23 protein-coding genes are annotated in these 22,925 nt (G+C 72.6%); 11 read left to right on the top strand and 12 right to left on the bottom strand.

The features are described 5' to 3' along the window. The first annotated feature begins 216 nt into the window (after positions 1-216). Positions 217-969, top strand: a complete 753-nt coding sequence (locus AB0C21_RS37165; protein ID WP_500210687.1) for an ATP-binding protein — start codon at positions 217-219, stop codon at positions 967-969. Between the two features lie 27 nt (positions 970-996). Here the strand turns inward: AB0C21_RS37165 and AB0C21_RS37170 are convergent, their stop codons facing one another. Continuing rightward, positions 997-1,833 (bottom strand): helix-turn-helix domain-containing protein, encoded by an 837-nt coding sequence (locus AB0C21_RS37170; protein ID WP_500210688.1) that lies wholly within the window; start codon positions 1,831-1,833, stop codon positions 997-999. A gap of 199 nt (positions 1,834-2,032) precedes the next feature. Between AB0C21_RS37170 and AB0C21_RS37175 the strand changes: the two genes are divergently transcribed. The 3 genes from AB0C21_RS37175 (at position 2,033) to AB0C21_RS37185 (ending at position 6,619) form a co-directional block, all read left to right on the top strand. Then, positions 2,033-2,791, top strand: a complete 759-nt coding sequence (locus tag AB0C21_RS37175; RefSeq protein ID WP_500210689.1) for an SDR family NAD(P)-dependent oxidoreductase — start codon at positions 2,033-2,035, stop codon at positions 2,789-2,791. 418 nt (positions 2,792-3,209) lie between these two features. Beyond that, on the top strand, positions 3,210-3,494 hold the full coding sequence (locus tag AB0C21_RS37180; protein ID WP_500210691.1) for a putative quinol monooxygenase: 285 nt from the start codon (positions 3,210-3,212) through the stop codon (positions 3,492-3,494). A gap of 59 nt (positions 3,495-3,553) precedes the next feature. Continuing rightward, entirely contained in the window at positions 3,554-6,619 is a 3,066-nt protein-coding gene (locus AB0C21_RS37185; protein ID WP_500210692.1) for an ATP-binding protein, read from the top strand. Here the strand turns inward: AB0C21_RS37185 and AB0C21_RS37190 are convergent. The 5 genes from AB0C21_RS37190 to AB0C21_RS37210 all read right to left on the bottom strand — a co-directional run bounded on the left by AB0C21_RS37190 (position 6,601) and on the right by AB0C21_RS37210 (position 10,775). After that, positions 6,601-7,410, bottom strand: coding sequence for an ABC transporter permease (locus tag AB0C21_RS37190; protein ID WP_500210693.1), 810 nt, complete (start codon positions 7,408-7,410; stop codon positions 6,601-6,603). The two genes, AB0C21_RS37185 and AB0C21_RS37190, sit on opposite strands and share 19 nt — an antisense overlap. After that, entirely contained in the window at positions 7,407-8,381 is a 975-nt protein-coding gene (locus AB0C21_RS37195) for an ATP-binding cassette domain-containing protein (RefSeq protein WP_500210694.1), read from the bottom strand. Before AB0C21_RS37195 ends, AB0C21_RS37190 begins: the two co-directional genes overlap by 4 nt. 69 nt (positions 8,382-8,450) lie before the next feature. Next, positions 8,451-8,756, bottom strand: coding sequence for a hypothetical protein (locus AB0C21_RS37200; protein WP_500210696.1), 306 nt, complete (start codon positions 8,754-8,756; stop codon positions 8,451-8,453). A 71-nt stretch (positions 8,757-8,827) separates the two neighbouring features. Further along, the gene (locus AB0C21_RS37205) at positions 8,828-10,147 is read right to left on the bottom strand and encodes a phosphotransferase family protein (protein ID WP_500210697.1); all 1,320 of its coding nucleotides are present in this window, start codon (positions 10,145-10,147) and stop codon (positions 8,828-8,830) included. 7 nt (positions 10,148-10,154) lie between these two features. Further along, positions 10,155-10,775, bottom strand: a complete 621-nt coding sequence (locus AB0C21_RS37210) for a TetR/AcrR family transcriptional regulator (RefSeq protein WP_500210698.1) — start codon at positions 10,773-10,775, stop codon at positions 10,155-10,157. 124 nt (positions 10,776-10,899) lie between these two features. On the opposite strand from AB0C21_RS37210, the gene AB0C21_RS37215 reads away from it, so the two are divergent. Genes AB0C21_RS37215 through AB0C21_RS37225 form a run of 3 tightly spaced genes read left to right on the top strand, consistent with a single transcriptional unit; the run spans position 10,900 to position 13,251 of the window. Then, positions 10,900-11,472 carry a VOC family protein gene (locus tag AB0C21_RS37215; protein WP_149260422.1) on the top strand — a complete coding sequence of 191 codons (573 nt, stop codon included), beginning with the start codon at positions 10,900-10,902 and terminating at the stop codon, positions 11,470-11,472. Then, on the top strand, positions 11,456-12,097 hold the full coding sequence (locus tag AB0C21_RS37220) for a carboxymuconolactone decarboxylase family protein (RefSeq protein WP_149260421.1): 642 nt from the start codon (positions 11,456-11,458) through the stop codon (positions 12,095-12,097). The genes AB0C21_RS37215 and AB0C21_RS37220 overlap by 17 nt, the downstream gene beginning before the upstream one ends. Next, complete coding sequence (locus AB0C21_RS37225; protein ID WP_500210699.1) at positions 12,097-13,251, top strand: acyl-CoA dehydrogenase family protein; 1,155 nt, start codon at positions 12,097-12,099, stop codon at positions 13,249-13,251. Before AB0C21_RS37220 ends, AB0C21_RS37225 begins: the two co-directional genes overlap by 1 nt. A gap of 51 nt (positions 13,252-13,302) precedes the next feature. On the opposite strand, the gene AB0C21_RS37230 is transcribed toward AB0C21_RS37225, so the two are convergent. Both AB0C21_RS37230 and AB0C21_RS37235 read right to left on the bottom strand, forming a co-directional pair. After that, a complete protein-coding gene (locus tag AB0C21_RS37230) occupies positions 13,303-16,272 on the bottom strand; it encodes a DUF4132 domain-containing protein (RefSeq protein WP_500210700.1) in 2,970 nt (989 codons plus the stop codon). Positions 16,273-16,421: 149 nt separating this feature from the next. Beyond that, entirely contained in the window at positions 16,422-16,805 is a 384-nt protein-coding gene (locus AB0C21_RS37235) for a winged helix-turn-helix transcriptional regulator (RefSeq protein WP_500210702.1), read from the bottom strand. Between the two features lie 102 nt (positions 16,806-16,907). Here AB0C21_RS37235 and AB0C21_RS37240 point away from each other — a divergent pair, with 102 nt between their 5' ends. Next, a complete protein-coding gene (locus AB0C21_RS37240) occupies positions 16,908-17,531 on the top strand; it encodes an NAD(P)-dependent oxidoreductase (protein WP_500210703.1) in 624 nt (207 codons plus the stop codon). 60 nt (positions 17,532-17,591) lie between these two features. Here the strand turns inward: AB0C21_RS37240 and AB0C21_RS37245 are convergent, their stop codons facing one another. The 3 genes from AB0C21_RS37245 to AB0C21_RS37255 all read right to left on the bottom strand — a co-directional run bounded on the left by AB0C21_RS37245 (position 17,592) and on the right by AB0C21_RS37255 (position 20,259). Then, on the bottom strand, positions 17,592-18,584 hold the full coding sequence (locus tag AB0C21_RS37245; protein WP_500210705.1) for an aldo/keto reductase: 993 nt from the start codon (positions 18,582-18,584) through the stop codon (positions 17,592-17,594). A 14-nt stretch (positions 18,585-18,598) separates the two neighbouring features. Continuing rightward, positions 18,599-19,693 (bottom strand): NAD(P)/FAD-dependent oxidoreductase, encoded by a 1,095-nt coding sequence (locus AB0C21_RS37250; RefSeq protein WP_500210706.1) that lies wholly within the window; start codon positions 19,691-19,693, stop codon positions 18,599-18,601. A gap of 359 nt (positions 19,694-20,052) precedes the next feature. Then, a complete protein-coding gene (locus tag AB0C21_RS37255) occupies positions 20,053-20,259 on the bottom strand; it encodes a cell division protein SepF (protein ID WP_149260416.1) in 207 nt (68 codons plus the stop codon). A 121-nt stretch (positions 20,260-20,380) separates the two neighbouring features. Between AB0C21_RS37255 and AB0C21_RS37260 the strand changes: the two genes are divergently transcribed. From AB0C21_RS37260 to AB0C21_RS37270, 3 genes are all read left to right on the top strand, one after another. After that, a complete protein-coding gene (locus tag AB0C21_RS37260) occupies positions 20,381-20,746 on the top strand; it encodes a DUF1801 domain-containing protein (protein WP_500210707.1) in 366 nt (121 codons plus the stop codon). A gap of 32 nt (positions 20,747-20,778) precedes the next feature. Further along, positions 20,779-21,156, top strand: coding sequence for a hypothetical protein (locus tag AB0C21_RS37265; protein ID WP_500210709.1), 378 nt, complete (start codon positions 20,779-20,781; stop codon positions 21,154-21,156). Positions 21,157-21,807: 651 nt separating this feature from the next. Next, complete coding sequence (locus AB0C21_RS37270; protein WP_235036923.1) at positions 21,808-22,203, top strand: ATP-binding protein; 396 nt, start codon at positions 21,808-21,810, stop codon at positions 22,201-22,203. Positions 22,204-22,259: 56 nt separating this feature from the next. Here the strand turns inward: AB0C21_RS37270 and AB0C21_RS37275 are convergent, their stop codons facing one another. Further along, positions 22,260-22,916, bottom strand: coding sequence for a choice-of-anchor P family protein (locus AB0C21_RS37275; protein WP_500210710.1), 657 nt, complete (start codon positions 22,914-22,916; stop codon positions 22,260-22,262). Between the last annotated feature and the right edge of the window lie 9 nt (positions 22,917-22,925).

Consider the following 22,925-nt stretch of genomic DNA (forward strand, 5'->3'; position numbering starts at 1 on the left):
ATGGGACGCGGCGCTGGGGAGCGGTATGGGGGCATTCGGGCGCATCGGTGAACGTCTCACTCGTGCCCGCAACTTTCTTGCCACGCTGCGGGGTCTTGCGGCGGAAGATGTGCAAAAGTGTATCTGTGATTCACACATAGCGACTCGCTAAGTCTTGAGGCTCATGTCGCGATTGTCGGAATCACGAATCTCCCCGCGAACCCCGAGGTGGGTGCCATGACGAAGTCCGCGACGATGTGCGGGATCCCCTGGAGGCTGGAGGACGGCGGCTGCGCGGCCCTGCCCCTGCCCGCGGACGACTCCATCGCCCACGTCGCGCGCTCCCACGTCACGGCACTCCTCCCGGCGCTCGGCCTGTCCGTCCAGGACGTCGACGACATCAAGCTCATGGTCAGCGAACTCGCCACGAACGCCCTGCAGCACGGCATGCCCCACGACGCCCCCGCGGGCGCCGAACTCTGGGTCTACCAGCGCGACAACGGCCACGGCCAGGACGAACTGGTCGTCAAGGCCTTCGACACGCTCCGGGGCTGGCGGCCGTGCGACGGCGGCCCGGGCCGGCCCGACCACGGCCGCGGGCTGAAGGTCGTCGACATCATCACGAAGGGCCGGTGGGGGCACCATCCGACCCGGTCGCGGCTGAGGACGCCGGCGGTCCGCGGCAAGGCGACCTGGTTCGCGCTGCCGCTCCCGCGCACCCTCCGCCGCCGGCGCGCCTGGCGGGTCGGGGGCCTCTACGCCGCCAAGGACCTGCGCACCCTGCTCGTCCAGCGCGGGCTCGACCACCTCGAACAGGAGGACGGCGAGGGCATGACCGTCCTCACCGACGGCCGCGGCCTGACCGTCCGGTGCGAGCCGGCGGCGTTCCGCTGGCGCGCCCCCTCCGGAGCGGCCGGCACGCTCCCGATCATCGACATCACCGAGGCCTGCGAGCGGATCGTCGAGATCTGCGAGTCGTCACTCGGCTAGCGCCGAGTCGCGACCGGCGCGGAGTCGTCACGAGGCCGACGCCGTGCCGTGCGGCTGGTGCCTCTCCAGCGCGGATTTCAGAATGGCTCGGGACGGGCCAACCGGCGTTGCCATGTCGCTTATCAGGTCGTACCTGACCGCCATCTCCTGGACGTCGGACGGCTCCATCAGGAACCGTCCTCGCCCGGCCGCTTCGGTGTACGCGAGGTCGCTGCCGTCGACCGTGAGGATCCGGAAAGGGCCGTCGATCCCCGGATGGCCGGTGCCCTGGTTCTCCACGACGCGGATGCTGATGTGGGGGTGCTCGCTCAGTTCCAGCAGATGGGCGAGCTGGTCCCGCATGACCTCCGCCGAGCCGACCACCTGTTCCAGGGCCGACCAGTGCAGGAGGGCGGCCACGCGCGGCGGGTTCTCCCTGTCGAGTACGGCCGCCTTGCGCGCCATCCGCTGCTCCACGACCGTGCCGAGGTCGTGCGCGGCCCCGGTCGTCAGGGCGGCCCGCGCGTAGTCCGGTGTCTGGAAGAGCCCGGGGATCACGGACGCCTCCCACATGCGGATCCGCGACGCGCGCTGTTCGAACTCGGCGAGCGACGAGAGCCGGTCGCCCTCGTCGGCCGTCCCGGCGAAGCCGACCAGGTGCGCGAACATCCCGCCCGTCCTCCAGAGGCGGTCGACGGCCTCGGCGTGGGCCGGCTTGAGCCGGAGCGTCGCGGACTCGTACCGGGAGACGGTCGAGCGGTCGCAGTCGAGGACGTCGCCGAGGGCCTGCCCCGACATGCCGTGCGCCTCGCGGTAGCGGCGCAGGTGCACCGCGATGAAATGCCACATCGAGCGTGACGGGTCCAGTGAGTCTCGCGCCTGCATGGGCCCTCCCGGTTTGTTGCGATCCAATCCGGAACGTAGCGAACCTATCGCGGAGAGTGCGGGGTGTCCGGCGCATCAGCGGAAACGTCCGGGGAGCCCGTGCCGGCGCCGCCGGGATCGGGCCCCGGCGCCGCCGTCGGCGATGGCGGGCCCGCCGGCGGGCGAGTGATCATGGGGGTGGTCCACGGGAGGGAGTGCTGTGAGTCGGGCGTACGTGGTGACCGGGGGCGGGCGCGGGGTCGGCCGGGCGATAGTGGAGCGGCTCGCGGCGGACGGCGGGCACGTCGTCGTCATCGAGCTGGACGCGGCGGCGCTCGACTGGGCGCGGGACCGGGCGGACGTGACCGCGGTCGTGGGGAGCGCCGCGGACGAGCGGGTCGCGGAGCGGGCCGCCGACGCGGCGCAGGAGGCGGGGACGCTCGCCGGGTGGGTCAACAACGCGGCCGTCTTCCGGGACGTCGCCGACCCGTCCCCGAAGGAGCTGCTCGGGCTCGTGGCGCTGAACTTCGACCCGGCGGTGGTGGGGTCCGTGACCGCCGTCCGGCGCTTCATGCAGGCGGGGACGGGCGGCGCCATCGTCAACGTCTCGTCGCACCAGGCGCAGCGTCCGGTGCGCGGATCGCTGCCCTACGCCACGGCGAAGGCGGCCGTCGAGGGGCTCAGCCGCGCGCTGGCCGTCGACTACGGGCCCCACGGCGTCCGGACGAACGTCGTCGCGCTCGGGTCGATCACGACCGAGCGGTACGAGGGGTTCCTCCGGCGGCAGGAGCCCGCGGAGGCCGCGCGCATCGAGGACGAGATGCGCCTGCTCCATCCGGTCGGGCGGGTGGGGCGGCCGGACGAGGTGGCCGCCGCCGTCGCCTATCTGCTCTCGGACGAGGCGAGCTTCGTCAACGGGGCCGTGCTGCCTGTGGACGGCGGGCGGCACGCGGTCGGCCGCGATCCCGAGGAGGCCTGAGAACCCCCGTGTTCCCCTTCCGTGTTTCCCCGGACCACCTGGGAAAACGCGATAAGTGGGACGCGCGGCCGAAGCCTCCGGTTGGCGGCCGGCCCGGACGTGGTCAGAAGTCCCCACTGAACGGTGAATACCGATACATCTTGCACCGCTACTGGGGCCGGAAGTGGTACGTGTGGAACAACACCGGTGACACCGTGTACCTGCTGTATCCCAATGGCCGGGTGGCGGACAAGTGCTCGTGGGGTCGGACGGGTTCCTCGAAGTACTGCTGAACGGTCCGCGTCACCCTGAGAGCGAGCCACCGGCCCTTCGGGGCCGGTGGCTCGTCGCTTTCGCCCGTCTTCCCGGCGACGAGTTTCCCGCGCCGGCGCGGTCTGCACCGGTGACCGGAAAGCGACAGGGATGCGAGGACGCTCACATGATCATCATTTCGGGGAGGCTCTACGTGGACGCCGGCGCCCGCGACGCCTATCTCGCCGGCTGCCGGAAGGCCGTCGAAACGGCCCGGACGGCACCCGGCTGCCTCGACTACGCGCTGTCGGCCGACATGCTGGAACCGGACCGGATCAACGTGTACGAGCGCTGGGAGTCCGGCGAGGACGTGGAGCGCTTCCGGGGAGCGGGCCCTGAGCCCGAGCAGGCGGCGCAGATCCGCGGTGCCGAGGTCATGCGGTACGTGATCTCCGCGGTCGAGGCCCCATAAGCGGTGGGGCCGCGCTCCGGTAGGCGCGGGCCGGAGCCTCGCGGTGGCAGAGTTGAGGCGTGCAGGTGGGGATTCTCGGGCCGCTGACGGTCACCGACCGGGGGCAGGACGTCGCCGTCGGCGGGGCGCGGTCGCGGGCGCTGCTGGTCCGGCTGGCGCTGGAGCCGGGGCGCACCGTGACGGCCGAGTCGCTCGTCCGGGCGCTGTGGCCGGACGGCGGCCCATCGGACCGCGTGCACGCGTTGCAGGCCCTCGTCTCGCGGCTCCGCCGCCGCCTGCCCGCAGGCCGGCTGCGCTCGGTCCCCGGCGGCTACCTCCTGGACGCCGAGGCCGTCGACGCGCCCGAGTTCGAGCGGCTCGCCCGGGAGGGCGCGAAGGCGCTGCGGGACGGGGACGCCGAGCGCGCCGCCGCGAGCCTGCGCGAGGCCCTCGGCCTGTGGCGCGGTGACGCTCTGGCGGACGCGGCCGGGACTCCGTTCGCCGACGCGGCGGCCGTCCGGCTGGAGGCGCTGCGGGTGTCGGCGACCGAGGACCGGCTGGCCGCCGAGCTGGCCGCCGGAGCCGACCCGGCGCGGCTGGCCGCGGAGCTGGAGGAGCTCGCGGCGCGGCATCCGCTGCGGGAGCGCCCCCGCGCGCTGCTGGTCGAGGCCCTGCACCGGGCGGGCCGGTCCGCCGAGGCCCTGGCGGTGTTCGAGCGGTTCAGGGGCGTCCTGGCCGAGGAGCTCGGCACCGACCCGGGCCGGGAGCTGCGGGACGCCTACCTCGCCGTGCTGCGGACGGCCCCGAGGGAGCGGACGCGCGGCAACCTTCGGGTCCCGCCGACCAGCTTCGTCGGGCGGGAGGACGAGCGCGCGTGGATCGCGCGGCGCCTGTGGGAGGGCCGCCTCGTCACCCTCGTCGGCCCCGGCGGCGCGGGCAAGACGCGCCTCGCGGCCAAGGTCGGCGCGGAACTGGCCGAGCGGTTCCCTGGCGGCGTCTGGGCGGTGGAGTTGGCGGCCGCGGGCGATCCGGACGAGGTGCCGCGCGCGGTCGCCGGGGCGCTCGGCCTGCGGGACGGCGGGGGCCGGCTGGTGGAGGCGCTCTCCGCCGACGACACGCTGATCGTCCTGGACAACTGCGAGCACGTGGTGGAGGCGGCGGCCCGGCTGGTGGACGACCTGCTCGGCGACTGCCCCGGCCTGCGCGTCCTCGCGACGAGCCGCGAGCGCCTCGGCGTGGACGGAGAGGCGCTGTGCCCGGTGCCGCCGCTGGACGTCCCGGAGCCGGGCGAGGACGGGCTGGAGTCGGCGTCGGTGCGGCTGTTCGCCGAGCGTGCGGCGGCCGTCCGGCCCGGGTTCGCGGTGGACGGGACCAACGCCGCCGTGGTCGGCGAGATCTGCCGCCGCCTCGACGGACTGCCGCTGGCCATCGAGCTGGCGGCCGCCCGGCTGCGGTCCCTGCCGCCTGAGCGGCTCGCGGCCCGGCTGGACGACCGGTTCCGGCTGCTGACCGGCGGGAGCAGGACCTCCCTGCCCCGGCACCGCACGCTGCGCGCCGTCGTCGCCTGGAGCTGGGACCTGCTGGACGAGCGGGAGCGCCGGTTCGCCGAGCGGCTGTCGGTGTTCCCCGGGACGATCACGGCGGAGAGCGCGGCCCGGGTGACGGGCCGTCCCGACGCGCTGGAGGCGCTCGAAGACCTCCACGACCGCTCGCTGCTCCAGGTGGTGGACGGGCCCGGGCAGCGGTTCCGCATGCTGGAGACGATCCGCGAGTACGGGCGGGAGCGCCTCGCCGCCGAGGCCGCACCGGTCCGGGCCGCGCACGCCCGGTGCTTCCTGGAGCTGGCCGAGCGGGCGGAGCCGGGGCTGCGCCGCCCCGGGCAGCTCGAATGGATCTCGCTGCTGGCGGCCGAGCGCGACAACCTCCACGCCGCGCTCCAGCACGCCGTGGACACCGGCGACGCGGACACCGCCGTCCGGATGGGCGCCGCGCTTGCGTCCTTCTGGATGCTCCAGGGCGACCACGCCGAGGCGGCCCGAAGGCTGCGGCGGGCGCTGAGCGTGCCGCGGCGCAGGCCCGTCCCGGGGGAGGCAGCCGCGCTGGGCGGCTACGTGTTCAACACCGTCCTGTCCGGTGGCGCCGCCCGCGACGACCCGCTGATCGGTGAGCGGCCGCGGGACGCGGACCATCCGCTGGCCGTGCTCATCGAGCCCGCCACCGCACTGCTGACCGGCGACACCGCCGCAGGCCTGGCGGCGATCGACCGCGGGCTCCCCGGCGGTGATCCGTGGACGGGGGCCGCGCTGCGCCTGACGCGGGCGATGCTCAACGGCAACCGGGGCGAGATGGGGGAGGCCCGGCGCGACCTCGCCGCCGCCCAGGCGGGGTTCCGTGAGTCCGGGGAGCGGGGCGGCCTGGCCCTCGCGCTCGTCTTCGCGGCCGAGGTCGACACCGTCGCCGGGCGCTTCGACGAGGCGGTCGAAGCGCTGGAGGAGTCGATCGGACTGCTGCGCGAGCTGGGGCAGGACGTCGCGGCCGGCATGCAGCGGGTGATGCTCGCGGTGGCCCGCGCCCGGTCGGGCGACGCCGCGCGGGCCCGGGACGAGCTGGCCGCGATGACCGCCCCGGGGGCCGGGACCCCCGCGCGCCACCTGGTGTCCGCCCGGCTCGCGCTCGGCGACCTCGCCCGCCACGCCGGCGCGGTGGACGAGGCCCGCGAGCAGTACGCCGCCGCCGCACGCGAGCTCGACCGGCTGCCGCCCCACCTCCAGTTCCGGTCGCTGCTGGAGGCGGGCGACGCGCACCTGGCGATCGGCCGGGACGATCCGGACGCGGCGCGCCGCCACCTGCGCGAGGCGCTCGCCCTGGCCGCCGACGCGCCCGACATGCCGGTCGCCGCCGTGGCCGGGTACGCGGTCGCCCGGCTCGCTGCGGGCGACTCCCCGGAACGCGCGGCGGAGACGCTCGGCGCCGCGTCCGTCCTGCGCGGTGCGCCCGACGCGTTCAACCCGGACGTGGTGCGGGTGGCGGACCGCCTCCGCGAGGCGCTGGGCGAGCGCGCCTACCGCGCCGCCTACGACCGCGGCCGCAGCCGGGACGTGCCCGGCGCGCTCGCCCTCCTGAACGATCAGCTGCGGCGCCGGTAGGCGTACCCGGCGAGCGGGCCGAACACCGCCAGGAACCCCGCCGACCACAGCAGCGTCATCGTCGCCGGATGCGCGACCGGGCCGCCGAGCAGCAGCCCGCGCGCGGCCTCCACCGCATCGCCGACCGGGTTGACCTCGACCCACGCCTGGAGCCAGCCCGGGAGCGTCGAGGTCGGCGCGACCATGTCGGTGCCGAACGCCAGCGGGAAGATCCCGAGGAACGCCACCGACTGCACGATGGTCTCCTCCCTGACCAGCACGCCGATGAGCACGTTGAGCCAGCCGAGCGAGAAGCCCAGCGCGGTGGCGAGCCCCACCGCCGCGAGCGCCGACACGAGACCGGTCTGGACGCGGAAGCCCATCAGGTAGCCGGTCGCGAAGAGCACCGCGGCCGCGAGGACGTAGCGGACCAGGTCGCCGAGGACGATGCCGACCAGCGGCGCGGACCGCGCGATCGGCAGGCTCCGGAAGCGGTCGAAGACCCCCTTCTTGATGTCGGTGTTGATGTTCAGCCCGGTCGCCAGCATCCCGGCGAGGAGCATCGTCATCACGAGCACGCCGGGGAAGACGTACTGCAGGTAGGCGTGCGTGGAGCCGGACACCGCGCCGCCGAACAGGTACACGAACAGCAGCAGGAAGACGACCGGCATGAACAGCGCGTCGCTGAGCACGCCGGGGTCGCGCCTCGTCTTGGTCAGGCTGCGGCCGGCGAGCAGCAGGCTCTGCCGCACCAGCCGGTGGCGGGTCCGCGCGGCCGGGCGCGCGGACGTCGTGATCGCGATGTCGGTCACGCCGCCCTCCCTTCCCGGGCGCCGGGCTCCTCGCGCGTGCCGTGGCCGGTCAGGGTGCGGAACACCTCGTCCAGGCTCGGGAGCCGGAGCGACAGTTCGGCGACGGCGATCCCGGCGGCCTCCAGGCGCCGGACGGCCTCGGCGAACGCCGTGCCGCCGTCGCCCATCACCGGAACCGTGACGACGTCCCGCCGGGGCGGGTCGACCTCCCGTCCCGACACCGCGCGCAGGATCGCGGCGGCCTCGCCGACCCGGCCGGGGTCGCGGGGCCGGACGGTGATCGTCTGCCCGCCCGCGATCCCCTTCAGCGCGGCGGGCGTGCCGGTCGCGATGACGGTCCCGCGGTCGATGACGGCGATCTCGTCCGCGAGCGCGTCGGCCTCCTCCAGGTACTGCGTGGTCAGCAGGACGGTCCCGCCGTCCCGCGTCATCGACCGGATCAGCCGCCACGCCTCCTCCCGGCGGCCCGGGTCGAGGCCCGTCGTCGGCTCGTCCAGGCAGATCACCGCCGGGCGTCCGATCATGCTCGCGGCGAGGTCGAGGCGGCGCCGCATCCCGCCGGAGTAGCCCGACACGCGGCGCCCGGCGTCCTCGGCCAGCCCGAACCGCTCCAGCATCTCGGCGGCCCGGGCCCGCGCCTCCGCCTTGCGGAGGCCGAGGAGCCGCGCGATGAGGACGAGGTTCTCCGCCGCGGTGAGGTCCTCGTCCACCGACGCGTACTGCCCGGTGAGGCCGATCAGCTCCCGCACCTTCGCGGCCTCCCGGACGACGTCCAGCCCGTGGACCTCCGCCCGTCCCCCGTCGGGCCTCAGCAGTGTCGCGAGGATCCGTACGGCGGTCGTCTTCCCCGCCCCGTTCGGCCCGAGGACGCCGAGCACGGTGCCCGGCCGGGCCGCGAGATCCACGCCGGACAGCGCGGTCGTCTTCCCGAATCGTTTGACCAGGCCCTCGGCCTGGAACGCGTAGCTCATGCCGCCGAGGCTGCCGGGCCGCGCTCACAAACCGCTCACACGCCGTCCGGCGGGATCGCGGGCGGCGGTTCAGTTCATGTCGAACTTGACCTTCTGCCCGTCCACCGAGGTGACCCGGATCCGCACCTGGCCGACCTGGACGGTCTTGCCCACCGGGGCCTTGGTCGGCGGCGAGCCGTCGGCCGACACCGTCATCCCGTCGCCCCCGATCTGGGTGATGGACAGGTCGACGTCGCTGACCTCGATGCTCTGCCCCGCGCCGGACACGGTCACGTGGCAACTGCCGTTCTTGCACGAGTAGGAGTTGCTCTGGCAACCGGTGAGTGCGAGCGCGCCCCCGAGCGCCAGCACGGGGAGAACTGCCGAACGCTTCATTGATGCCCCCTTGGTCGAGCGTTTGGCATTACAGATGCGCGCGCTCGCCCAACGGTTCCCGTAATGCGCGGTCAGCCGCCGGGGAGGGAGAGGTGCCGGGGGTTCGCGACCGTCAGCTTGTCGGTCACCGAGACCCGTACCGCGGCCACGACCTCGTCCATCCGGTCGTCGAGTGCGCCTTCGCGGATGGCCTCCGCCAGCTCCGCGTCGGTCGCGCATCCCAGGGTCTTCAGCCGGTTCTGGTGGGCGGCCCTGTGGGCATCGCCGAGGAGGAGTTCTCTTCGCGCGATGCGGAGGGCGGACGCGGCGACCCGGGCATGGAAGCGGAGGCGGTCGTCGGGCTGTTCGGCCTCCGCCAGGAACGCGCCCACCGCGTCGATGAGGGCGTGCGCGTCCGGCCGGTCGTGCGGGGCGTTGTCCGGTGCCTCCGCGCCTTCGAGCGGATCCCGCACGGCGGCCGGCTCCGTCAGCCCCAGGGCCAGGAGCAGGTCGTGCTCCTGCTCGCAGACCTTCCGTCCCAGGACGGCGTACTCGATCGACGGATCCGCGCCGCTGAGGAAGCGCTCGGCCTGGTGGCGGCACAGGATCGTCCAGCGGAGGGTGCCGTACACCTCCCACCAGTGGAGCTCTTCGAGCGCGGGCGGGGCGCCCCCGGCGTCGGCGTAGCCGGCGAGCAGGTCCTCACGGGTTCCGAACCCGCCGGCGGGATGCGGGGAACCGAACCGCCAGGCCTTCACGCAGAGCCAGCCGAGGTCCTCGGCGGGGTCGCCGAGGTGGGTGAGCTCCCAGTCCAGGACGCCGGTCACCCCGGCGGGGGAGATCATCAGGTTGCCGTTGCGGAAGTCGCCGTGCACGACCGTCCGGCGCCCGGGCGGGGGACGGTGGTCGCCCAGCCAGCGCAGCGCCAGCTCCACGGCGGGACGGGCCTCGAACGCCGCGTAGTGCTCGGTGAGCGCGGCGAGGGCGTCGTCGTCGGGCAGCCCGGGAACGGGCGACATCGTGTGCAGGCGGGCGAGGATGCCGCCCAGCTCGCGGGCCAGCCGGGGCCGGACGCTCGCGAGGCGCTCGTCGCGCAGGAGCCGCCGCGGGATCGTCTCCCCGGACAGCCGCTCCATGATCATGTAGGGCGCGCCGTCCAGGTCGTCGCCGTGGTCGGCCAGCCCCGGCACCGGGACGCCGGCGTCCGCGGCCGAGGCGAGCAGGCCCGCCTCGCGTCCCATCGCCGTGGGGTCGAGGGAACCGGGCGGGTCGCGGCGCAGGATGAGGGGGCGGCCGCCCGCGTCGAACGACCAGGTCTCCCGGCTGGCGCCGCCCGACAGCCGGCGCAGGCCGGTGACCTGCGCGCCGAGCCGGTCCGCCAGCGCGGCGGCGAGATCGCGGGTCGGTTCCATGGCTCTCCTAGTCGGGCAGGCCGAGGGCGCGGACGCTGAGCAGGTCGAGGGTCTCCAGGAGGCGTTCGGCCCCCTGCGGATCGCTGCCCTGGACGATCCACAGGTACAGGGAGTGGTCGACCATCGTGGCGAGGGCGCCCGCCGCCGTCTCCGCGTCGAGGTCGGACGGGACGAGCCCGTCGCGCTGCCAGCGCGCGATCACCCGCGCGGAGCGCGCCACCGAGGAGGCCCGGTGCTTGCGCCGCAGCTCCTGGAACTCCTCGTTGAAGGTGGCGACCTGCTCGATGATCGCCATCATCCGGGCGTTGCGCAGGTACGCCTCGTAGTAGGCGCGGTTGGCGCGGCGGACGCGGTCGGCCGGACCCGGCCCCGCGGTCGGTGCCGGCGCGTGGTCGGTCATCTCCTCGAACAGCCGGTCGGCGACCTCCAGGAACACCGCTTCCTTGGTCGGGAAGTAGGTGTAGAAGGAGCCGTAGGCGACCCCCGCGTGCCGGGTGATGTGCGCGACGCGGGTCTCCAGGAAGCCGCGCTCCTCGAACACCTCGCGGGCGGCGGCGAGCAGGCGCTCCCGCGTCCGGGCGCCGCGCTCGGTGAGCGGCCGGCCGCCGGGATCGTCGCCGCTTCCCATCGCCGTGGTCCCTTCGCCGGGGGTTGACAACCCGATGTCCGCAGGAACAGGATCCGAGCATCGGCCAACTTGATATGACTGTCAAGTCAACTTCCGTGGCGCGCTCCCGCCGCAAGGAGGTTCCATGAACACCGAGTTCGAACTGGGCGGCGTCAACCATCTGGCGCTGGTGTGCTCGGACATGAAGCGCACCGTCGACTTCTACTCCGGCGTCCTCGGCATGCCGCTGATCAAGACCATCGAGCTGCCGGGCGGCATGGGGCAGCACTTCTTCTTCGACTGCGGCGGCGGCGACTGCGTGGCGTTCTTCTGGTTCCCCGACGCCCCGGACGGCGTCCCCGGGATCTCGGCCCCCAAGGGGCGGCCTGAGGAGGGCGAACTGCTCAGCGCCGTCGGGTCGATGAACCACGTCGCGTTCCACGTCCCGGCCGAGAAGTTCGACGAGTACCGGCGGCGGCTCAGGGACAAGGGCGTCACCGTCAGCCCCGTCCTCAACCACGACGACAGCCCGCTGGGCATCTCCCGCGACGTGAACGAAGGCGTCTTCGTCCGGTCGTTCTACTTCCAGGACCCGGACGGGATCCTCCTCGAGTTCGCCTGCTGGACGCGCACGTTCGACGACTCCGACGTCTCCCACGAACCGAAGACCGCCGCCGACCGTACCGCCGGGAAGGAAGCGCATGCCGCGACTGCGTGAGGTGCCGCGCGCCGAAGTCACCGACGAGCAGATCCTCTTCTTCTACGACCGCCTCTTCGCGCCCGACCGCGACCCGGCCGTCGACCACGGCACCGCGACCGGCTCGCCCGGCGACTGGTGGACGGTGTTCGCCCAGTCCCCGGACGTGTTCCGGCACGCCGTCCGCGGCTTCGCCCTGTACCGGAACGCCGACCTCGACCCCGTCCTGCGCGAGCTCGGCCAGTGCCGGGCCGGGTGGGCGCGCGGCAGCCAGTTCGTCTTCTCCCAGCACTGCAAGCAGATGCGCGCCCTCGGCATGCCCGAGGAGAAGATCGAGTCGATCCCGCACTGGCAGACGGCCGACTGCTACTCGCCCCTCGAACGCGCCGTGCTCGCCTACACCGACTGCCTCGTCCTGGACGGCGGGCGCGTCCCCGACGCCGTCTTCGAGGTGCTCCAGAAGCACCTGCCGGACAAGGAGATCCTCCAGCTCACCTACATCACCTGCATGTACGAGATGCACGCGACGATGTCGCGGGCGCTGCGGCTGGAGTTCGACGACCGCCCCGAGCCGGTCGTCGAGGTCGCGGCGCCCGAGGGATACGGAAGCCGCGACATCTCCTCCGACCTGACAGGGGAGGGCTGATGCTGTTCCCCGTGCCCGACCGGGTCCGGGACGTCCGCGACGCCGTCCACGCCTTCATGACCGAGCGCGTCGAACCGGCCGAGCCCGCGCTCAACGCCGGTGACCGCGAGAAGCTCCTGAAGCTCCGCCAGGAGGCGAAGGACGAGGGCCTCTGGGCACTCGGCCACCCCACCGAACTCGGCGGCGGCGGCATGCCGTTCCTCGACTACGTCTACGTCAACGAGGTCCAGGGGCGCAGCGAGTGGGGGCAGCTCGCCCTCGGCACGTTCACGCTCCAGGACTCGCTGATGCTGCACAGGTACGCGAGCCCCCGCTGGCGCGAGCGCTACCTCGCCCCGATGGTCGCGGGCGAGGTCTCCCCGAGCTTCGCGATGACCGAGCCCGCCTACGCGGGCTCCGACCCGACCCAGCTCCGGACGAAGGCCGTCCTCGACGGCGACCACTGGGTCATCAGCGGCCGCAAGTGGTTCACCACGGGCGCCGGGGAAGCCGCCTACACCACGGTCATGTGCCGTACCGAGCCCGAGGGCACGGCCCCGCACCGCTCCTTCAGCATGATCGTCGTCCCGACGGACACGCCCGGCTACGAGATCGTCCGCGAGACGCCCGTCCTCGGCCTGAACGGCGGCCACTACGAGGTCGCCTACAACGACGTCCGGGTCCCGGCCGACAACCTCCTCGGCCCCCGCGGGCACGGCTTCGTCATCGCGCAGGAGCGGCTCGGCCCCGGCCGCATCTTCCACTGCATGCGCTGGCTCGGCCAGGCCCAGCGCGCCTTCGAGCTGATGTGCGCCCGCCTCGGCTCCCGCGTCGCGTTCGGCGAGCCGCTCTCGGCGAAGCAGCTGATGCAGCAGCACGTCTTCGACTCCTACACCGAGATCCAGGCCGCCCGCCTGCTCACCCTCCAGGCCGCCGAGCAGATCGACGCGGGCGACCAGGCCCGCATCGAGATCGGCGCCATCAAGGTGGTCGGCGCCCGCATGCTGCACAACGTCATCGACCGCGCCATCCAGGTCCACGGCGCCGCCGGCCTCACCGACGACACCCCCTTGTCCCGCATGTACCGCCACGCCCGCGAGGCCCGCATCTACGACGGCCCCGACGAGGTCCACATCCAGAGCACCGCCAAACGCATCCTCAAGAAACTCGGCTGAGCCGCCCGCCCGGACCTGCGACCGCTCACGCGGGTCCGGGCCGTACGGCGATCAGGCGGTGGTCAACTCGGTCAGGTCCGCGAGGACTTCCGAGGCGGTGATCACGTCCAGTTCGGAGAACGGCAGGGGCCGGGGCTCGGTCCGCCGGCTGAGGCGGGTGTCCTGGTTGAGCCATACGCGGTCGATCCGCTGCTCGGGCCAATGTCCGATGTCCCCGACGACGATGCCCGGATCGACGTTGACGACGAGGGCCCGGCCGCCGGGCAGCTCCCGGAGGACCGCGACCTGGATGCCGTTGTCCTCGGCGCTGCCCCGCTGCCATCCGCGCCGCTCCAGGCCGACCAGCCTGCCGACCGGCACCGCGGCGCCGTGGAAGCGGCCCAGCTCGGTGCCCGCGCGCTCGTTCCCGGTCAGCGCGTACGTGGGCCGGCTCAGCTGCGGGAAGGGCTGGTTGATCTCGTAGGCGTCGAACACCTCGGCCCACGCCTCCAGATCGCCGGCCAGATGGAGCGGGTGGGCCACCCCCACCCGGGCCGTCCCGGGCAGGACCAGTTCGTCGTCCTGGAGGTCGGCGAACGATCCGTCCTCGGCGACGCGGAACGCGCGCCCCTCCTCGATGGTCCACACCAGCCGCCGGGCGATGTGCCGCACCAGCGGATGCCCGACGACGAGAGTGCGGAACTCCTCGACGCTCCAGCGATACTGCGCGACCATGGCTCGTTCGAAGCGCCGGAGCCGCTCGTCTGCCACGGTCCGGACGTCCTTCTTCAGGGCGGCGAACCGCCGGTGGGCGGCCGGGGCCAGGTCGTGGTGGTCGCGGACGCCCGGCTTGGGGAGGCCGGTGCGCCGCCGGCCGGTGCCGTCGACGATGTACGGCCTGAGCCGCTCGTCGAAGCCCGCGGTGAAGGCGCGCGGGCCGTAGTCGAGGACCATCTCGCCCCGCTCGTCCAGCCCGAAGTCGGGGACGAGCCGGTCGCCCAGCTGCTCGGGGCTCAGCCCGAGACCTTCGGCCAGGAGGTCGAGCCGCTCCTGCGCCTTCTTCCTGAGGCCCTTGTACTTGACCTTGGTGGCCGTGTCGTGGAGGTGCATGAGCGCCACATCGCTGCCGATCGCGAGCAGGACGTCCAGGCCCCTGACCGCCTTGCCGTGCCCGCCGTCGCCCGGCCAGGCCTGGATCACCGGCGTGAACCTGCGCACCGTGTCGTCGTCGCCGAACAGCCCCAGAGCCGTCAGGACCCAGCCGAGGTCGTCCACGGCGTAGCTCTGCTCGCGCAGACCCGACGACTCGAACAACCGCCAGGCGAGTGCGGCGAGCGAGGCGGGGGTGCAGATCTCCTTGACGACGTCGACGCCCGCGTACGGCTTGTCCGGCGTGGAGACGCAGAGCATGGTGACGATGTGTTCGACCGCGTCGGCGGGAAGCGCCCGGCCGCTCTCCCGAAGGAGCACCTGGGGGAGGATGTACGGGTCCTGCCAGACCGGTCGCCGCGGCATCTCTGCCGGAAGATCGTCCAGGGGGTCGGCGGCGAGCAGCGCTCCGACGGCTTTCGCGGCCTTGGTGCCGTACTCGCCGGCCACATCGAGGATTTCTTTCTCCCCTTCGACCCCGGCAACGCGCCGGAGGGCGCGCTCCGCCTTGAAACGCTGCGGGCCGGCCTTTCCCAGCGCGACGGGAATCAGGGCACGGATCTCCGCCCGTCCCTCCGGCTCACCCGGCTCCCCGGCGGCCTGCGGTTCGAGTCCCCTGACGGTCACCCGCTTGAACCGGGGGCGCTCGCGTGTCCACGGCGGCTCCACCAGCAGCCGCGGCAGGGAGTCCGCCGCGGCCTCCGGTGCCCATCCGGCGGCCGACTCGCCGATCGACTCGACCGCTTCGCGTGCCTTCGCGGACAGCTGCGGCAGTACCGCCGCGGTGATGTCGGGCCGGGTCGCCACATGGTCGCGCAGCAGCCGGACGGCGTAGGAGGAGATCGGCGCCGGGTCGAACGCGGCCGCCTCGCCGAGCAGCCGCAGTGCCCGCCGGGGATGGCGGCGAGCCGTCTCGATCACGGCCTTGTGCACGTGCGGCCGGTCGAGGCGCTCCACCAGAAGCCGGAAGGCCTCGTCCGTCGCCAGCACGCCCAGCGCCCGCAGCGACCCGTACGGGTCGCCTCCGGTCGCGGTCTCTTCGTCAGCGACGGTGGCCAGCGTCGAAGCCAGTGCGGGACCGACGCCATCGACGGCCGTGGGGAGCACGCCCGGTCTGCCGTCGAGCCAGTACCACCCGCTCTGCGCGGCGAGCAGCGTGGCGAGATGGTCGGCGGTCCCCATCGTGCACAGCACCATCATCCAGGTGTGCGGCTGCAAGCGGGGCAGCTCGGCGCAGAGTTCGTCGACCCATGCGGTCTGCGTCGGCACCAGGTACGCGGCGGCCAGGCGGCGCATGCCGTCGTGGCGGCGCTCGCCCAGCACGTCGACGGCCCGCCGGTACTCCGACTCGTCGGCGGCCGCGAGGAAGGCGCGCACCCGGGCCGCGGCCAGTTGGAGGCAATCCAACCCACGGTTGTAACCGGGGTCCTGCTTGTCCAGGCGGCGGAGCCGGAGATGGCGTCCCTTCTCCCGCTCCCGCCAGCCGTAACCCTCGACGAAGACGCCGCTCAGCTCGACCGTGGCGGCGGCGGCGAACACCAGGCCGTGCTCGGCGATCCACGCGTCCGCGAAGGTGGCGAACGGTTCCTCGTCGTAGACGTAGTCGTCGCTGAGCGGCCACTCCGCGGCGAGGCAGGCCGCGATGACGGCGGCTCTCAGAGGGTTCGCCTCGCCCTGCAGGTATGTGCGGGCGGACTCGACCAGCCCTCCAGGGCTTTGCGGAGAGGCCAGCAGATGGTCGATCTCGTCACGCGTCTCCTTCGTCCACCGCTGAACGGTGGAGACGGCGTCCCCGTCGAGTTCGAGCGGCGGCCCGGGTGTCCCACCGCGACGTGGATGGAAAGCGGCGCGCCAATCGTCAGGAATGACGAGAGAATCCTCGTTCTGCGGCATGCGGAGCAACATAGTGGCGTCACCCGACAGAATCAGGAAAGCGCGGAGCGTCCCACTGCCGACCAGCGGTAAGAGGGGTATCACACCGAAAAACGGCGAGCCGGAAACGACTGCGACCTGCTGATTTCCTCTACCTCGGCCGTCGCGTTTCAGCCGGCGTGGTCGAGGCGGGTGGCGTCGTAGGACTCGCGGGCGTCGAGTAGTTCGTCCCAGTGCTGGTCGGTCCAGGCGCAGGCGGCCGCCATCGGTTCGAGCATGCTGCGGCCCAGCGGCGTCAGTTCGTACTCGACGTGCGGGGTGGCCTCGGCGTAGACGGTGCGCTTGACCAGACCGTCCCGTTCGAGGGAGCGCAGCGACTGGGTGAGGACCTTGGGAGTGACGCGGCTCAGGGGCACGCGCAGTTCGGAGAAGCGGCGCGGCCCGTGCTCAAGGCAGCGGATGACGAGCGCCGCCCACTTGTCGCCGAAGCGGATCGGATTGAGCGAGGACGGGCACAGCTCGTCGAACATGTCGGCGGGCAGCGGTTCCCTCATGGCCTCACGATAGCCGGTATCCCGGCGGTAACCGCGGCCGCCGTTAACGTCGGCGAACCGGTCGGGCACACGGGCTCCGGCCCTGGTGAGAGGCGGTTCGTCATGAACATCGTGATCTTCGGCGCGGGTGGCAGGGCCGGGCGGCGGGCCGTCGCCGAGGCGGATCGGCGCGGCCACCGGGTCACCGCCGTGGTGCGCGACCCGGCACGCCACACCGACCTGGCCGGCGCGCAAGTGGTGGCGGGCGATGTCACCGACGCGGCCGGCGTCCAGCAGACGGCCGCCGGGCATGACGCCGCCATCAGCGCCGCCGCGGACCTGTCCGTGGCACCGCACGACTTCTTCACCACCTCGGCCCGGGCCCTGGCCACCGGCCTGGCGAAAGCGGGCGTCCCTCGCCTGGTGCTGGTCGGCCTCGCCTCGATCCTGCCCGGGGCGTCCGGCGCTCCCCTGATGGACGAGCCCGGCTACCCCAACGAGTACCGCTCCTTCTACCTCGGCCACGCGGCGGGCCTGGACGAGCTCCGGGCCAGTGACCTCGATTGGGCCTACGTGGCCCCCGCGGGCGACTTCGACCACGCCGGCACGCCCACCGGCCGGTACCGGATCGCCGATCACGGAGACCCGGCAAGCCGGATCACCTACCAGGACTTCGCGATCGCACTGCTCGACGAGATCGAAACGCCCCGCCACCACCGCGCCGCCGTCAGCGTCCGGGAGGCGTGATACCCGAGGTCCACGACAGCCCGGATCCCCGGGGCGCCCGGCACATCCGCCGTTCCCGGATCACCAGGCGTACGCCTCGGGGGCGGGCTTGGCGCCGTTCGGGGCGGGCGGCGGGAACAGCTCGTCCAGCTTGGCCAGGGCGGCCTCGTCGAGGTTGATCTGCAGGGCGCGCAGCGAGCCGTCGAGTTGCTCGACGGTCCGGGGCCCGATGATCGGACCGGTCACCCCCTCCTGGGCCAGCAGCCAGGCCAGCCCGACGTTGGCCGGGTCCTCGCCGAGGTCGGCGCACAGCTTCTCGTACGCCTCGATGGCGTCGCGGTGCCGGGCGAGCGTGGCGGCCGAGCGTCCCGAGGCGCCTCGGGACGCGCCGCCCTCCCGCTGCTTGCGCAGGACGCCGCCGAGCACGCCGCCGTTCAACGGCCCCCACGGGATCACGCCCAGCCCGTAGTGCCGCGCGGCGGGCAGCACCTCCAGTTCGGCCCATCGGGTCATCAGGTTGTACCTCGACTGCTCGGACACCAGACCGAGGAGGTGCCGGGACCGGGCGGCCTCCTGGGCCTGCGCGATGTGCCAGCCGGCGAAGTTGGACGACCCGAAGTACAGCACCTTGCCCTGCTGGCGCAGGACGGTGAACGCCTCCCAGATCTCCTCCCAGGGAGTGCTCCGGTCGATGTGGTGCATCTGGTACAGGTCGATGTAGTCGGTGTTCAGCCGCTTGAGCGACGCGTCGCACGCGCGCCGGATGTGGAGGGCCGACAGGCCGCCCTCGTTGGGCCGCTCGCCCATCGGCAGGTAGGCCTTGGTGGCCAGGACGGTCCGCTCGCGGCGGCCGCCGCCGGAGCCGAACCACCGGCCGATGATCTCTTCGGTGACGCCGTCGCCCGGCCGCACGCCGTAGACGTCGGCCGTGTCGAAGAAGTCGATGCCGTGCTCGTGCGCCCGGTCCATGATCGTTTGGCTGTCGGCTTCGGAGGTCTGCGGTCCGAAGTTCATGGTGCCGAGGACGAGCCGGGACACCGACAGGCCGCTGCGGCCGAGGCGTGTGTACTCCATGGTGTTCCTGCCTTTCAGGCGGTGGGACCGAACTGGTCGACGAAGCGGCCGGTGAACAGGTCCGCGCCCTTGTATTCGGCGACCATCGCGGGCGAGGCGATGACGGGGCCGTCGGGCGACGGCAGCTGGCCGACGCCGCCGTCCGGGCCGAGCGGAAGGAGGATCATCGGGAACGGGAGGGGCCGGTAGGCGGCCGTGGGCTCCTCGCCGTTCAGCCGGGCAATGATGTTCTGGGCCACCACCTCGGCGTGCTGCATCGCGTAACCGGCCATCTTGGCCTCCGCGACATCGGTGATGTCGCCGACCGCGTAGACGTTGTCGTGGCCCTTGACGTTGAGGGACTCCGTCACGGGAACCTGGCCCCGAGGCGTGAGGGTGGTGAGCCTGCCGTCGGCGAGGTAGCCGCTGTTGATGCTCGTCCCGTAGGCGCGGAACCAGATGTCGGCGCTGATCTCCTCCCCTCCGCCGGTGGTGACGGTGAAGTCGCCGGCCAGGCCCGCCTCGGTGCTCGGCGGCGCCGCCAGTTCGGTGCCAAGGCGCAGTTCGATCCCCAGGGCGCCGAGCCGGCCGCGCAGGTCCTCGACCACCTGCGGCTCGAAGCCCGGCAGCAGCTCCCCGGCCGGGTCGGCGACCGTCACGCGCTTGTCCGGCCAGACGTGCTTGATCTCCCCGGCCAGCTCCAGGCCGACGGGACCGGCGCCCAGGATCAGCACCTTCCCGGCCTGGCGCAGTTCCTTGTGCGTCCGGCGCAGGTCGTCCAGCGCCTCTCCGATCGAGTCGGAACCGGGCTTGGCCGGGTAGGCGTAGCTGGAGCCGGTGGCCAGGACGATGTAGTCGGCGGCGACCCGCTCGCCCGAGGACAGGGTGACGCCGCCGGGGTCCACCGAGACCGCGCGGTCGCGGATCACCGTGCCCCGCGCCAGCAGCGTGTCGAACGGGAAGAACATGTTGCCGGCCCAGTCGGGCCGGGTCAGGGACCGCAGCGCGGCGGCCGCGTTGACGAAGGCCTCGCGGGGGTCGATGAGGACGACGTCGACCGTGGACTCCAGCGCCTTGGCGACCGCGGCGCCTCCGTAGCCTCCACCGACGATCGCGACAGTTCGACTCATGATGGCACTCCACACAGAAGGGTTAAAGTTCTTAGTACGAACAGTATTAGTTCGTACTACGAACCGCAACCCTCCCGTGGGACGCGGCCCCTGCGTGCCGGCGGCTATGGGTTCCGGGGAGGCTCCTCCTTCGTTCAGCCAAGGCGACATCGCACCGCACGCGTGTCCGGCGGCAGGGGAGCACGTGCACGGCGGACGGTGCGGTTCGGGAATGGCCGGCCCAAGGCATCGCGGAGGCGGTCGACCGGCCCCTTGTCCTTCAGCGGCGGTGATCGGAGAGCGGCCGCCGGAGCATGGAGCACCCGGATGCCGACTACTTACTCATGTGATCCCCTGAGCCCCGCCGGCTTTGGGGGCTCTCAAGGTTGGAGGAGGAAGAGCTTTCGATCGACGCGGTCGAAGGCGCCCCCACGGCCGAAGACGAGGCCGGTGGCGAAGTCGACCAGCCGCTTGGCGTCGCCATCCGGAAGGTCGGTCAGGTCCATGAGCACGGGGACGCCCTTGCGGAAGTAGTGCCCCACGTACAGGACCTCGTTGTAGTTCTGCGGACGCAGCGACTTGACCACGCACCCAGTCTGCCCGGCGCCCTCCCCGGGTCAAGTGACCCACGCCACAGGAAAGAGAACTCTCGCGAATGTCGATCCGGCGGCCCCGTGCTCGACGCGTTGACGACGAGAGGGGATCGACATGGGTAAGCACGCGAATGTCCAGGAGTACGTGGCGGACGTGCCGGAGGGCCTGCGCGACGTCCTGGAGAAGGCGCTCGCGGTGGTCAACGAGGCAATGCCCGGGATCGAGCCCGCGCTGTGGCACGGCCAGCCGACCTGGAGCCTGGGAAAGAAGCCGGTGTGCTTCCTCAAGGCGTATCCGAAGTACGTGACGTTCGGCTTCTGGAAGGGCCAGCTGATCGAGGACGGATCGGGCCGCCTGGAGGCCATGTCCAGGCAGATGGCCGGCGCGAAACTGCGCGGCCTGGACGACGTCGACGCCCCCCTGTTCGCCGACTGGGTGAAGCAGGCGTGCGCGCTGGAAAACAACGTCAAGGACGCTTGACGTCAGGGTCACATGACGATCACACTCTAACCATGGTCACTCCAGATGGGATCGAGCGAGACATCACGCTGACGAGCGCGGCTGCCCGGTACGACGAACTGTGGGTCCAGGACGCCGTCGGCGAACCGCCGCTCCGGCGCGAGGAGGTCCTCGAACTCCTCGCGCTGGGGGAGGTGATCGCGCGGAAGGCGGTCTACGGACGGCAGCTGGCCGTCCGCTCGGCCCGCCGCGCGGGCGCCTCCTGGGCGCAGATCGGCGCCGCCATGGGCGTCAGCAAGCAGGCCGCCTGGGAGGCCCACGGCAAGTGGATCGACGACCAGGCCGAACAGAACCGCCGCAGCGACTACCAGGGCCTGGACGAAGCCCAGGTCACCGCCGCCCGCCACCTCGCAGGCGACGTGGACGAATAAGCCGTGTTCCAAAGTCCCGGCCCACTGCGCTCGCCTGGCGGCTGTGTTTCAACAGGTCCGGCCCACTTCGCTCGCCTGGCGGCTCGCTACGTGACCGGGCCTGGGCGAACGCGGCATCGCTTCGCGATCTGCCCGGTTCCGCTCGCCTCCGGCTTCGCTCCACCGGCCAGGTCACGCGTTCGCGCGCGTGGCCGAGGCCACTTCGAGCAAGGCCCTAAGCCCACGAAGGCGGGCGCACAGTCAATGGCGTGATGGCAACCTCGTAACAACCGCACGTTCGCGATCAGGTTCGACCGAGACAGAACCTGTCCGCGAGGGGGCCCAGTTATGTGTAAGCGGTTTCGGGCGAGCAGGCCCGAACCGCCGGGCGCACCGCCCTCGGCCCCGCCGCAACCATGCGACAACCTGAATGGTTGCGATCGCGTCCGAAGGCAGGTTCAAGCGAAGCGAGAACCTGATCGCGCAGCGAGCCGCCAAGGCGAGACGGAGCGATGCCAGCGATCGCCCGCAGTGCTCGACGATGGAGGGCGCTCTGCGCCCGAAGGAGGAGAGCACTGCAATAAATACGCAAAAGAGTTTCCGCGCGTTACAGGTGGGAAATCTGTGTGCTAGAGGGGAACGGAGGCGATTGGCATGGAGGTCGTTCTTGAAATGACCCTGCCTAGGAACGCGGAGAGCGCACCGCTGGTGCGGCACACGCTCGACGCCTCCCTCCGCGGGCTCGGAGTGGGTTCCGAGATCCGTGCCGATATAGCGCTCGCGCTGGGTGAGGCGTGTGCGAACGTCATCCAGCATGCCGCGGCCGGAATGGAGTACGAGGTCCGGGCGCGGATGGACGGGGCGCGGTGCGTCGTGGACGTCATCGACGGGGGCACGGTGGACGGGGCGGACGGGGCCGCGGGGTGGGAGCGCGTGGAGGTCCCGTCGCTGGCCGAGCACGGGCGGGGGCTGCTGCTGATGCGCGCGTTCACGGAGGACGTGCAGATCGCGGGGCGCGCTCACCGGAACGGTTCGATCGTGCATTTCGAGAAGTCGTTGGCGAACTGAGGGGCATGCGACGGCCCGGCGGGCATCCGCCCGCCGGGCCGTGGACAGCGGGACGGTCAGCCGGTGACCGGCAGGTCGTGCTTGACCGGGGTCGGCGCGGGCGCATCGGACGGGCCGTGCGCCGGGCCGGCGGCCTTGCCGCAGGTGGCGGACGCGACCCGGACGGCGCCCTTCTTGCCGGGCAGGGCCAGCTCCATGCCGGTGACGGCGAGGCGGCCGTCGGGCATGCGCTGCTGCTTGTTGAGGGTCAGGGCCGTCCGGCCGAGGCCCTGCACGTCGACGGGGATGGTGGTGTTGGGCGGCGGGCTGGCGTCCAGCCGCCGGCCGGCGAGCGTGGCGCGGGCGAGGTGCGCGGCGCCGCTTCCGGAGGTGCACTTGGCGCTGACGGCGTCCGCCATCAGCTTCGCGGACGGGACGGCCAGGCGCGCGACGGACGAGCTGGCGCGGTCGGGCGCGGCCTTGACGGCCAGCGCGGACGCCTTGACCAGGTCGGTGCGGGCCTCGCGGAGCAGGCTCTTGCTGACCGGGCCCGTGCTGGACGAGACGGCGGGTATGGGCGGGATGGCGATCGGGCCGGTGGCGGTCAGCCCGTACGCGGAGCCTTCGCCCCCGGGCGCGGCGGCGAAGGCCGTCGCCGAGGCCGGGGCCGCGACGAGCCCGGTGGCCAGGAGCCCGGCCGTGGCGAGGCGCTTGGTGGCATGGATGTGACGCATGGACTTACT

Origin of the sequence: Spirillospora sp. NPDC049024 (assembly GCF_040649235.1) — a bacterium.
Classification (GTDB): Bacteria; Actinomycetota; Actinomycetes; order Streptosporangiales; family Streptosporangiaceae; genus Spirillospora.

What these genes read in the sequence shown, in the direction of transcription:
- AB0C21_RS37165 (WP_500210687.1), top strand. Translation starts at nt 217, where the DNA reads ATGACGAAGTCCGCGACGATGTGCGGGATCCCCTGGAGGCTGGAGGAC.
- AB0C21_RS37170 (WP_500210688.1), bottom strand. Translation starts at nt 1,833, where the DNA reads ATGCAGGCGCGAGACTCACTGGACCCGTCACGCTCGATGTGGCATTTC.
- AB0C21_RS37180 (WP_500210691.1), top strand. Translation starts at nt 3,210, where the DNA reads ATGATCATCATTTCGGGGAGGCTCTACGTGGACGCCGGCGCCCGCGAC.
- AB0C21_RS37195 (WP_500210694.1), bottom strand. Translation starts at nt 8,381, where the DNA reads ATGAGCTACGCGTTCCAGGCCGAGGGCCTGGTCAAACGATTCGGGAAG.
- AB0C21_RS37200 (WP_500210696.1), bottom strand. Translation starts at nt 8,756, where the DNA reads ATGAAGCGTTCGGCAGTTCTCCCCGTGCTGGCGCTCGGGGGCGCGCTC.
- AB0C21_RS37205 (WP_500210697.1), bottom strand. Translation starts at nt 10,147, where the DNA reads ATGGAACCGACCCGCGATCTCGCCGCCGCGCTGGCGGACCGGCTCGGC.
- AB0C21_RS37210 (WP_500210698.1), bottom strand. Translation starts at nt 10,775, where the DNA reads ATGGGAAGCGGCGACGATCCCGGCGGCCGGCCGCTCACCGAGCGCGGC.
- AB0C21_RS37215 (WP_149260422.1), top strand. Translation starts at nt 10,900, where the DNA reads ATGAACACCGAGTTCGAACTGGGCGGCGTCAACCATCTGGCGCTGGTG.
- AB0C21_RS37220 (WP_149260421.1), top strand. Translation starts at nt 11,456, where the DNA reads ATGCCGCGACTGCGTGAGGTGCCGCGCGCCGAAGTCACCGACGAGCAG.
- AB0C21_RS37225 (WP_500210699.1), top strand. Translation starts at nt 12,097, where the DNA reads ATGCTGTTCCCCGTGCCCGACCGGGTCCGGGACGTCCGCGACGCCGTC.
- AB0C21_RS37230 (WP_500210700.1), bottom strand. Translation starts at nt 16,272, where the DNA reads ATGCCGCAGAACGAGGATTCTCTCGTCATTCCTGACGATTGGCGCGCC.
- AB0C21_RS37235 (WP_500210702.1), bottom strand. Translation starts at nt 16,805, where the DNA reads ATGAGGGAACCGCTGCCCGCCGACATGTTCGACGAGCTGTGCCCGTCC.
- AB0C21_RS37240 (WP_500210703.1), top strand. Translation starts at nt 16,908, where the DNA reads ATGAACATCGTGATCTTCGGCGCGGGTGGCAGGGCCGGGCGGCGGGCC.
- AB0C21_RS37245 (WP_500210705.1), bottom strand. Translation starts at nt 18,584, where the DNA reads ATGGAGTACACACGCCTCGGCCGCAGCGGCCTGTCGGTGTCCCGGCTC.
- AB0C21_RS37250 (WP_500210706.1), bottom strand. Translation starts at nt 19,693, where the DNA reads ATGAGTCGAACTGTCGCGATCGTCGGTGGAGGCTACGGAGGCGCCGCG.
- AB0C21_RS37260 (WP_500210707.1), top strand. Translation starts at nt 20,381, where the DNA reads ATGGGTAAGCACGCGAATGTCCAGGAGTACGTGGCGGACGTGCCGGAG.
- AB0C21_RS37265 (WP_500210709.1), top strand. Translation starts at nt 20,779, where the DNA reads ATGGTCACTCCAGATGGGATCGAGCGAGACATCACGCTGACGAGCGCG.
- AB0C21_RS37270 (WP_235036923.1), top strand. Translation starts at nt 21,808, where the DNA reads ATGACCCTGCCTAGGAACGCGGAGAGCGCACCGCTGGTGCGGCACACG.
- AB0C21_RS37275 (WP_500210710.1), bottom strand. Translation starts at nt 22,916, where the DNA reads ATGCGTCACATCCATGCCACCAAGCGCCTCGCCACGGCCGGGCTCCTG.